Origin of the sequence: Streptomyces sp. RP5T, assembly GCF_003933965.1 — a bacterium.
GTDB lineage: Bacteria > Actinomycetota > Actinomycetes > Streptomycetales > Streptomycetaceae > Streptomyces.
In genome coordinates this window covers 1-9,922 of the sequence record NZ_RSAJ01000306.1, presented here as the reverse complement: position 1 = coordinate 9,922, position 9,922 = coordinate 1, and the positions used below count along the sequence as shown (strand labels likewise).

9 protein-coding genes are annotated in these 9,922 nt (G+C 71.5%); 3 read left to right on the top strand and 6 right to left on the bottom strand.

What is annotated here, in order from left to right:
* Positions 1-85 precede the first annotated feature (85 nt).
* Genes EHS43_RS27275 through EHS43_RS27265 form a run of 3 tightly spaced genes read left to right on the top strand, consistent with a single transcriptional unit; the run spans position 86 to position 1,739 of the window.
* Positions 86-577 carry a carboxymuconolactone decarboxylase family protein gene (locus EHS43_RS27275; protein ID WP_125193403.1) on the top strand — a complete coding sequence of 164 codons (492 nt, stop codon included), beginning with the start codon at positions 86-88 and terminating at the stop codon, positions 575-577.
* Positions 574-1,017: a carboxymuconolactone decarboxylase family protein gene (locus EHS43_RS27270; RefSeq protein ID WP_125193402.1), complete on the top strand. Its 444-nt coding sequence runs from the start codon at positions 574-576 to the stop codon at positions 1,015-1,017. The genes EHS43_RS27275 and EHS43_RS27270 overlap by 4 nt, the downstream gene beginning before the upstream one ends.
* Complete coding sequence (locus EHS43_RS27265) at positions 1,014-1,739, top strand: isocitrate lyase/phosphoenolpyruvate mutase family protein (protein ID WP_125193401.1); 726 nt, start codon at positions 1,014-1,016, stop codon at positions 1,737-1,739. The genes EHS43_RS27270 and EHS43_RS27265 overlap by 4 nt, the downstream gene beginning before the upstream one ends.
* On the opposite strand, the gene EHS43_RS27260 is transcribed toward EHS43_RS27265, so the two are convergent.
* The 6 genes from EHS43_RS27260 to EHS43_RS27235 form a co-directional block, all read right to left on the bottom strand.
* Positions 1,740-2,687, bottom strand: a complete 948-nt coding sequence (locus tag EHS43_RS27260; protein ID WP_125193400.1) for an ABC transporter substrate-binding protein — start codon at positions 2,685-2,687, stop codon at positions 1,740-1,742.
* Between the two features lies 1 nt (position 2,688).
* Positions 2,689-4,626 carry a proline/glycine betaine ABC transporter permease gene (locus tag EHS43_RS27255; protein ID WP_125193399.1) on the bottom strand — a complete coding sequence of 646 codons (1,938 nt, stop codon included), beginning with the start codon at positions 4,624-4,626 and terminating at the stop codon, positions 2,689-2,691.
* Complete coding sequence (locus EHS43_RS27250; protein WP_125193398.1) at positions 4,626-5,732, bottom strand: glycine betaine/L-proline ABC transporter ATP-binding protein; 1,107 nt, start codon at positions 5,730-5,732, stop codon at positions 4,626-4,628. Before EHS43_RS27250 ends, EHS43_RS27255 begins: the two co-directional genes overlap by 1 nt.
* Complete coding sequence (locus EHS43_RS27245; protein WP_125193397.1) at positions 5,732-7,261, bottom strand: GMC family oxidoreductase; 1,530 nt, start codon at positions 7,259-7,261, stop codon at positions 5,732-5,734. Before EHS43_RS27245 ends, EHS43_RS27250 begins: the two co-directional genes overlap by 1 nt.
* A gap of 48 nt (positions 7,262-7,309) precedes the next feature.
* Complete coding sequence (locus EHS43_RS27240; protein WP_125193396.1) at positions 7,310-8,836, bottom strand: aldehyde dehydrogenase family protein; 1,527 nt, start codon at positions 8,834-8,836, stop codon at positions 7,310-7,312.
* Between the two features lie 202 nt (positions 8,837-9,038).
* Positions 9,039-9,922 (bottom strand): hypothetical protein (locus tag EHS43_RS27235; RefSeq protein WP_260470732.1); only part of this gene is annotated, 884 nt, incomplete at its 5' end.

The window sequence follows — 9,922 nt, the reverse complement described above, 5'->3', positions numbered from 1 at the left end:
GTGCAGGTCGATACCGAAAGTGGCCCAGGGTTTCGCCATGAAAGTGGACCATACCCGTGGGCTGCTCGGCTCCTAGGGTCGAGACATGACCACAGCGGACACCCACGCCCCCGAACACACCCCCCGACTCGCCTGGGCCCAGCACGCCCCCGAGGTCTACAAGGCGATGCTGCGCCTGGACACCGCCGCCCGGCGGGGTCTGGACCCCAGGCTGCTGGAGCTCGTGAAGATCCGTGCCTCGCAGCTCAACCACTGCGCGTTCTGCCTCGACATGCACTCCAAGGACGCCCTGGCGGCCGGCGAGAGCGTGGAGCGGATCATCCAGCTGGGCGCGTGGGAGGAGTCGCAGCACTTCTACACGGAGAAGGAGGTCGCGGCCCTCGTACTGACCGACGCCGTCACCGTGCTCACCGACGGGTTCGTGCCGGACGAGGTGTACGACCACGCGGCCAAGCACTTCGAGGAGGCGGAGCTGGCCCAGCTGATCGCCGCGATCACCGTGATCAACGCGTGGAACCGGTTCGGGGTGACCTGCCGTATGGTCCCGGGGCACTACGAGGCGGGCCGGCACCAGTGAGCCGTACGGAGGTGCTCGACCCCGAGGTCGCCCGGGCCCTGTCCGCGCTCAGCGCCACCGCGAAACAGGGGCTCGGGGACCCGGCCCTCGCCGAACTCGTCGTCATCCGGGCCTCGCAGCTCAACCACTGCGCGTTCTGTCTGGACATGCACCTGGCCGTCGCCCGCAAGCACGGGGTCGGCGAGAAGCAGCTGGACCTGCTCGCCGCCTGGGAGGAGGCGGACGGCGTCTTCGACGAGCGGGAGCGGGCCGCGCTCGCGCTGACGGAGGCGGTGACCGTGCTGACGGACGGGTTCGTGCCTCACGACGTCTTCGCGAACGCCGCCCGGCACTTCGACGAGGACACGCTCGCCCATCTGATCGCTCTGGTCGTCGCGATCAACAACTGGAACCGGATGATGGTCGCCCGCCGGATCGCGCCCGGGGGGTACCGGCCGTGAGCAAGGTGGATGTCTTTCGCGCCCTGCACCGGGGCCGTCTGCCGGGCGATCCGCTCGTGCTGCCCGGCCCGTGGGACGCGGTCAGCGCCCGGGTGTGCGAGGAGGCCGGTTTCCCGGCGCTCGCCACGCCCAGCGCCGGGATCGCCGCCTGCCTGGGGTACGAGGACGGGGCCACGCCCGCCGACGAGATGTTCGCCGCGGTGGCGCGCATCGCGAGGGCGGTGGACGTCCCCGTGTCGGCGGACGTCGAGGGCGGGTACGGGCTGGCGCCGAAGGAGCTGGTGGAGCGGCTGCTGGAGGCGGGGGTCGTCGGCTGCAACCTGGAGGACTCAGAGCACGGGGTCCTCAGGGATCCGCGCGAGCACGCCGACCGGCTCGCCGAGGTGCGGTACGCGGCCGGTGACCGGTTGTTCGTCAACGCGCGCGTGGACACGTTCGTGCACGGTGACGGCGATCCCGAGCGGGCCATCGAGCGGGCCGCGCTGTACGTCGCCGCGGGTGCCGACTGCGTCTATCCGATCGGCGCCTCGGCGCGTGTCCTGCCGCTGCTGCGGTCCGGGATCCAGGGGCCGCTCAACGTGTTCGGGCGCCTGGACGGCGAGGGCCCCTCGCCCACCGCACTCGGTGAACTCGGGGCCACCCGCGTCACGTTCGGGCCCGGCCTGCAGCGCCGGGCTGCCCTGGCGCTGCGAGGTGTGGCCGCCGAACTGCGGAAACAGTGATCAGGACAGCCACGCCTTCCACGTGGACTCGTGGCTGTCCACCCACTTCTTCGCCGCGTCCTCCGGCGTCATCTTCTGGTCGGCGATCATCAGGGAGACCTCGTTCTGGTCCTCGGTCGTCCACTTGAACTTCTTCAGGAAGGCCGCCGCCTTGCCGCCGGACTTCGCGAAGTCGGCGTTGAGGTACTTCTGGAGCGGGGTGTGCGGATAGGCGCAGGCGACCTTCGCCGGGTCCGCGTCGCAGCCCTCCTTGTAGGCGGGCAGCTTGACCTCGGTCATGGGGACCTTCTTGAACAGCCACTGGGGGGAGTACCAGTAGGTCAGGAAGGGCTTCTTCTCCTTGGCGAACTGCCGGATCTGGGTGATCTGGGCGGCCTCCGAGCCGGCGAACACCACCTGGTAGTCCAGCTTGAGGTTCTTCACCAGCGCCTTGTCGTTGGTGACGTAGGACGGGGAGCCGTCCATCAGCTGGCCCTTGCCGCCGCTCTCCGCGGTGCGCATCTGGTCGGCGTACTTGTCGAGGTTCTTCCAGTCGGTGACGTCCGGGTGCTGCTTGGCGAAGTACGTCGGCACGAACCAGCCGATGTGCCCGGTCACGCCGAGTCCGCCGCCCGGCGTGATCGTCTTCTTGTCCTTGACGTACCGCTGTTCCTGCTCGGGGTGGCCCCAGTCCTCCAGGATGGCGTCGACCCGGCCCTGGCTGAGCGCGTCCCACGCGGGGACCTCGTCGACCTGGACGGTGTCGACGCGGTAGCCGAGCTCGTGCTCCAGGAGGTACTGGGCGACGGCCACGTTGGCCTGTGCGCCGACCCAGGACTGGACGGACAGGGTCAGCGACTTGGCGCCCTGGGCGTTGGCGAAGGGCGAGGCCTGCTTGGTCATGTCGGCGGCACCGCAGCCGGTGAGCAGCAGCAGGGCGCCGACGCCCGCGATCGCACGTACACGCATGTCAGGCTCCCTTCCCCGAGCGGCGTTCGGTCGGCTGTGTGACCCGGTCGAGCATCAGGCCGAGGCAGACGATGGCGGCGCCCGCGACCAGGCCGGTCGCCAGGTCGCCCTGGGCCAGGCCGAAGACGGTGTCGTAGCCGAGCGCGCCTCCGCCGACCAGGCCGCCGATGACGACGACGGCGAGGACGAGGACGACGCCCTGGTTGACGGCGAGCAGCAACGCGGGCCGGGCGAGCGGCAGTTGGACCTGCCGCAGCTGCTGCCAGCTGGTCGCGCCGAGCGAGCGGGAGGACTCCATGGCGGCCGGGTCGACCTGGCGCAGGCCCTGCGTGGTGATGCGGACGACGGCGGGCAGCGCGTAGACGACGGCCGCGGCGGCGGCGGGCGCGCGGCCCACGCCGAACAGCGCGACGACCGGGATCAGGTAGACGAACTGCGGCATGGTCTGGAAGACGTCCAGGACGGGCCGCAGCAGCCGTTCGACGCGGTCGCTGCGGGCCGCCGCGATGGCGGTCGCGAAGCCGAGGACGAGGGTGACGGCGACGGCCGCGAGGACCTGCGACAGGGTGTCCAGCGCGGGAGTCCACACGCCGAGGACGCCGATGGCGGCCATGGCGAGGACCGCGGTGAGCGCGGTGCGCCAGGTGCCGATCAGCCAGGCCAGGGTGGCGACGATGAGCAGCACGGACCACCAGGGCAGCCCCTGGAGTCCGCTGCGGACCGGGTCGAGGACCCAGGTGGTGAAGTGGCCGGCCCAGTCGGCGGTGCCGCCGACGACGGGGACACCGGAGTACAGGTGGGCGGTCATCCAGTCGACGGCCCGGTTGACGGGCTCGGCGATGTTCAGGGTCCAGGCGTCGGGCCAGTCGCGGCGGCCCAGGAGCCGTCCGGCGACCGCCACGACGACGGTCCCGGCGAGGGCGTACGCCCAGCCCGCGCGGCCGTGTCCCTCGGCGCCGTCGCCCGCCGCGCCGGTGACCCGGTCGAGGACGACGGCCAGCAGCACGATGGGGATGCCGGCGGCGAGGGCGGCGCCCACGTCGACGGAGGCCAGGGCCTGGTAGACGCGGTCACCGAGACCGGCGGCGCCGATCACGGAGGCGATGACGGCCATGGACAGCGCCATCATGATGGTCTGGTTGAGGCCGAGGAGGAGTTCCTTGCGGGCCAGCGGGATACGGGCGGTCAGCAGCCGCTGGCGGGCGGTGGTGCCGAGCGACTCGACCGCCTCCAGCACCTCCTTGTCGGCGCCCTGAAGGCCGAGCGCGGTGAGGCGGGCCATGGGCGGGGCGGCGTAGACGACGGTCGCGAGGACGGCGGCGGGCACCCCCATGCCGAACACCAGGACCACCGGGAGGAGGTAGGCGTAGGCGGGCATGACCTGCATGGTGTCCAGGACCGGGCGCAGGACCTTGTCCATGCGGCGGGACAGTCCGGCGGCGAGACCGAGCAGGACGCCGACGACGACCGAGGCGAGCACGGCGACGACCATCAGGGCGAGGGTCTGCATGGTGGGGACCCACATGCCGAGCAGACCGCAGGCGAGGAAGGCCGCCGTGGTGCCGAGGGCCAGCCTGACCCCGGCGACCCGCCAGGCCACGAGGGCGCCGAGCGCGGTGACACCGGCCCAGCCCGCGCCGAGCAGGAGGAGGTAGACGGCGCGTACGGAGATCACGACCGCGTTGCTGATGTAGCCGAAGCCGTAGAGGAACAGCGGATGGCTGTCGCGGTTGTCGATGATCCAGTCGCTGGTGCTGCTCAGCGGCTTGGTGAGGTCGACGGTGAGGGCGCTCGGCCAGCTGCCGCTCGCCCAGCGCGCGTTGGCGAGGGGGACGAGGATCGCGGCGGCGAGGGCGATGAGCAGAAGCTTGTGGACCGCCCGGTGCTTGAGCAGACCGGTGGGCAGGGCGCGGGGCGTGGACGCGGTGACGGTGGCCATCAGACCGCCTCCTTGCGGAGCTCCGTTCCGGAGGCTCCCCCGGGGATCTCCGTTCCGGCGACCACACCGAGCAGGCGCTCGTGGTCGACGACGCCGAGGCAGCGTCCGTTCTCCACGACGCAGGCCGGTCCGCCGCGGCCCGCGACGACCTTGATCGCGTCGGCGACCACGGCGTCCGGGGCGAGGGCGCCCGGGTGGGCCGGGCCCGCGCAGTCGCCGGGCTTCATGGCCCGGCGGACCGTCATGACCTGTTCGCGCGGCACGTCCCGGACGAACTCGCGGACGTAGCCGTCGGCCGGGGAGCCGACGATCTCCTCGGGGGTGCCGAGCTGGACGACCTTGCCGTCCCGCATGAGGGCGATGCGGTCGCCGAGCTTCAGCGCCTCGCTCAGGTCGTGGGTGATGAAGACCATGGTGCGGCCCTCCTCGCGGTGCAGGCGGACGACCTCCTCCTGCATGTCCCGCCGGATCAGCGGGTCGAGGGCGCTGAACGGCTCGTCGAACAGGAGGACCTGCGGGTCCACCGCGAGCGCCCGTGCGAGGCCGACGCGCTGCTGCTGGCCGCCGGAGAGCTGGGAGGGCTTGCGCTGTTCCATGCCCTCCAGGCCGACCTTGGCGACGACCTCGGCGGCCCGCGCCCGGCGCTCGGCCTTGCCTACGCCCTGGATCTCCAGGCCGTAGGCCACGTTGTCGAGGACCGTGCGGTGCGGGAGGAGACCGAAGTGCTGGAAGACCATCGCGGCGCGGTGCCGGCGCAGTTCACGCAGCCGGGACTTGTCCATCGCGCGGACGTCCTCGCCGTCGATGCAGATCGTGCCGGCCGTCGGCTCGATGAGCCGGGTCAGACAGCGCACCAGCGTGGACTTGCCGGAGCCGGACAGGCCCATGACGACGAAGACCTCGCCCTTGCGGACGTCGAAGCTCACGTCACGGACGGCGGCCGTGCAGCCGGTCTGCGCGCGCAGGTCGGCGGGGTCGAGGGCGGCCAGCTCGGCGTCCTCGGGGACGCGGTCCGCCTTGGGGCCGAAGACCTTCCAGAGCCCGTCGACGGAGAACACGGCGTTGTCCGTCGTCGGCGGCTTCTCCATGGTCGCGGTCGTACTCATCACGCACCACCTCCCAGCAGGTCCACGGCTTTCTCACCGACCATGAGCACCCCGATCATCGGGTTCACGGCGGTCATGGTCGGGAACACGGACGCGTCCGCGATGCGGATGCCGTCCAGGCCGCGGATCCTCAACTCGGGATCCACCACGGCCAGTTCGTCGTCGGGGGCGCCCATCCGGCAGGTGCCCGCCGGGTGGTACACGGTGTGCGCGACCTTGCGGGCGTACTCGCTGAGCTCCTCGTCACCGGTGAGGTCCGGGCCGGGGCACACCTCGCGCTTCAGCCAGCCGGCGAGCGGCTCGGTCGCCGCGATCTCGCGGGCGATCCTGATCCCGTCGACGAGGGTGCGGCCGTCGTAGTCGTCCTCGTCGGTGAAGTAGCGGAAGTCCAGGGCGGGCTTGACCTCCGGGTCGGCGCTGGTCAGGTACAGCCGTCCGCGGCTCTTGGGCTTGGGGATGTTCGGGGTCATCGAGACGCCGTACGCCGGGCGTTCGTAGCCGAGGCGCTCCGGGTTGTCGGTGAAGGGGACCTGGTAGAAGTGGAACATCAGGTCCGGGCCCGGGTGTTCGGGGTCGCGGTGCACGAACAGGCCCGCGTCGGAGTCCATCGCGGAGTTCTCGGGGATCGGGCCGTTGGTCTCCCAGACGATGACCGACTCGGGGTGGTCGAGGAGGTTCTCGCCGACGCCGGGCAGGTCGTGGACGACCGGGATGCCGAGGGCTTCGAGGTCCTCGCGCGGGCCGATGCCGGAGTGGAGCAGCAGCCGGGGCGAGTCGACGGCGCCCGCGCACAGGACCACCTCGTGGCGGGCGCTGATCAGGGTCTCCCGGCCGTCCTTGGAGCGCACGTGCACGCCTTCGGCGCGGGTGCCGTCCAGTTCCAGCTTGTACGCCCAGGTCTCCAGCAGGATGGTGAGGTTGGGCCGCTCGTCCATCACCGGGTGCAGGTAGGCCACCGACGCCGAGGAACGCTTGTTGTTCTCCGGGTGGTAGGCCAGGTCGAAGAAGCCGACGCCGTCGTCGAAGGGCTTCTTGTTGAAGCCCTCGATGCGCGGGACGTCGAGCGCCTTCTGCGCGGAGTCGACGAAGTCGCGGGCGATGGCGTTCCGGTCCTTCTCGTCGACCGGGACGATGTTGTTCTTCAGCCGGGCGTAGTACGCCTCCATCGGCACCGCGCCCCAGCCCTTGGCGCCGGCCTCCTCCCACTCGTCCCAGTCGGACGGCAGCGGCTTGAAGGCGATCAGGGTGTTGTGGGAGGAGCAGCCGCCGAGGACGCGGGCGCGGCTGTGCCGGATGTGGGAGTTGCCGCGCGGCTGTTCGGTGGTCGGGTAGTCGTAGTCGAGTTCGCCGCCGAGCAGGCCCATCCAGCGGCGCAGGGTCAGGACGTCGTCTCTGCCTACGTCGCTCGGGCCGCCCTCGATGACGGCCACGGTGACGTCGGGGTTCTCGGTGAGGCGGGAGGCTATGACGGAACCTGCTGTCCCGCCGCCGATGACGACGTAGTCGTACTCCTGTTTGGACTCGGACATGGGGGTACTCCAGGGAAGTCTTGAGGGAGAGGAGAGGGGCGAGTGGGCTCAGCCCGCGAACCAGCGGACCGGCTTCGGCGCGAGGTTCTGGTAGACGTGCTTGCTCTCGCGGTACTCGGCGAGGCCGGCGGGGCCGAGCTCGCGGCCCACTCCGCTCTTGCCGAAACCGCCCCACTCCGCCTGCGGGAGGTAGGGGTGGAAGTCGTTGATCCACACGGTGCCGTGGCGCAGCCGGCCTGCGACCCGGCGGGCCCGTCCGGCGTCGGCGGTCCAGACGGCACCGGCCAGGCCGTACTCGGTGTCGTTGGCGAGGGCGATCGCCTCTTCCTCGGTGCGGAAGGTCTCCACGGTGAGGACCGGTCCGAAGACCTCCTCCCGCACGACCCGCATCTCGCGGTGGCAGCGGTCGAGGACGGTGGGCTCGTAGAAGTAGCCGCTCTCCGGGCGTTCCGGGGCGGGCTTGGGACGCTGGCCGCCGGAGCGCAGCACCGCGCCTTCCTCCAGCGCGGAGGCGACGTAGGACTCGACCTTGGCGCGCTGCTGCTCGGAGACCAGCGGCCCGCACTCGACACCGTCCTCGGTGCCGCGGCCGAGGCGGATCTTGGTGGCGCGGCGGGCGAGTTCGGCGACGAAGCGGTCCCGCACGGACTCCTCGACGATCAGCCGGCCGCCCGCGGAGCAGACCTGGCCGCTGTGGATGAACGCGGCGTTGAGGGCCTGGTCGACGGCGGTGTCGAAGCCCTCGGGGGTGGCGCAGGCGTCGGCGAAGACCACGTTGGGGTTCTTGCCGCCGAGTTCGAGGGCGACCTTCTTCACGCTGGGCGCGGCGGCCTGCGCGACCTTGGTGCCGCTGACCAGGCCGCCGGTGAAGGAGACCAGGTCGACGTCGGGGTGCTCGGCGAGCCGGGCGCCGACGGTGTGGCCGGGACCGGTCACGATGTTGGCCACGCCCTCCGGCAGACCGGCCTCGACCAGCAGCTCGATGAGCGCGATCGTCGTCATCGGGGTGATCTCGCTCGGCTTGACCACGAAGGAGTTGCCGGCCGCGAGCGCGGGGGCGATCTTCCAGCTGGCCTGGAGGAGGGGGTAGTTCCAGGGGGTGATCAGGGCGCACACGCCGACGGGTTCGTGCACGACGACACTGTGGATGTCGGTCGAGCCGGCGTCGACGACCCGGCCGGGCGACTCCCCGGCGACCAGGTCGGCGAAGTAGCGGAAGGCGTCGGCGACACAGTCGATGTCGACCCGGCCCTCCTCGACGGTCTTGCCCGCGTCCCGGCTCTCCAGGAGACCGAGTTCTTCGCGGTCGCGTACGAGAAGATCGGCGACGCGGCGCAGCAGTGCGGCACGTTCGGCGACGGGGGTGAGCGGCCAGGGGCCCTGTCCTGAGTCGAACGCCTGGCGGGCGGCGGCGACCGCCAGGTCGGTGTCCTTCTCGTCCCCCTCGGCGACGACGGCGAACGGCCGCGCGTCGGCGGGGTCGAGGATCTCGCGGGTGGCTCCGGAAACGGCTGCGCGCCATTCGCCGCCCGCGTGGATGGTGTGCGGCTCCCGCCGCGCGTGCTGTCCGGCCATGATCGGTGTTGCCTTCCGTTCCTGTTCGGTTCCCCTGTGTCACACGGGTGTCACTGACGGGGACCGTCGTCGCATGCCCCGATGTCCCGATTGCATGCGCAATCGATGGCCGAAAGTGTGCTGGCTCACTGAAATTGCGGACAAACAGGGTCAAAAGCAGCGCGACGGGCAGGGCCGGGCACCAGGTCGGTCGATCACCGGTTCAGTCGATCGACGCCGGGTCGCAGGCGTAGGAGGCGCAGAAGCCGGACAGGGCCGTGGTCAGCAGTTCCAGTTCGTCCTGGCCGCCGTCCTTCTCCAGGCCGTACGCGGCGACCGCGTAGATGAGGCCGTCCTGGGCGACGAACCGCTCGTCGTAGACGTGCCAGGGGCCGATGTCCGGTTCGCCGCTGAGGGTGTCGGCCCGGTACTCCAGCCGTTCGCCGGTGAAACCGCCCTCCTCGACGGGCTGGAGGCCGAGCTTCTCGAAGCCGTCCGGCTTGGGGGTGTCGGAGGAGAGGTACAGCTCGAAGGACGCCTCCGGGGACTCCTCCGCGACCTGGTAGACCTGCAGCCTGCGCTCGCCGTCCGCGCTGCGGTAGTTGACCACGTCGATGCCGTACTGGGACCCCTTGCTGGTGCGCGACCACCCCACGGGCCGGGCGATACGGAAGCCCTCCGCGTCCTCGTACAGCTCGTAGCCGGTGGGGAGTTCGGGCGTCGAGGCGAGCGGGGAGGCCGTGGTGCCGGTCGGCGAGGGGGTCGGCGATCCGCCGGGACCGCTCTGCTGCGAGACGGCTGTCGTGGGCGTCGGGCTCGGGCCGCCGGCCTTGTCGTCCTCGTCCCCGCCACCGACGACGAACGTCAGCACCAGGGTCACGGCGACCCCGACGGCGGCGACCCCGGCGAGCGCGGACCACAGGACGCGGCGGTTCGTGCGGGCGGGGGGCTCGGCGACGGCCGCGCCGGTGGTGGACCAGGCGGCTCCCGACCACTGGGCCGACGGGACGGATCCGCCGTCGAGCCGCTCGGCGGACGACCAGCCGCCGTCGGCGGTGCCGGGCCCGTGCCAGGTGCTGCCGCCACCGGTGGCGGCAGCACCTGGCA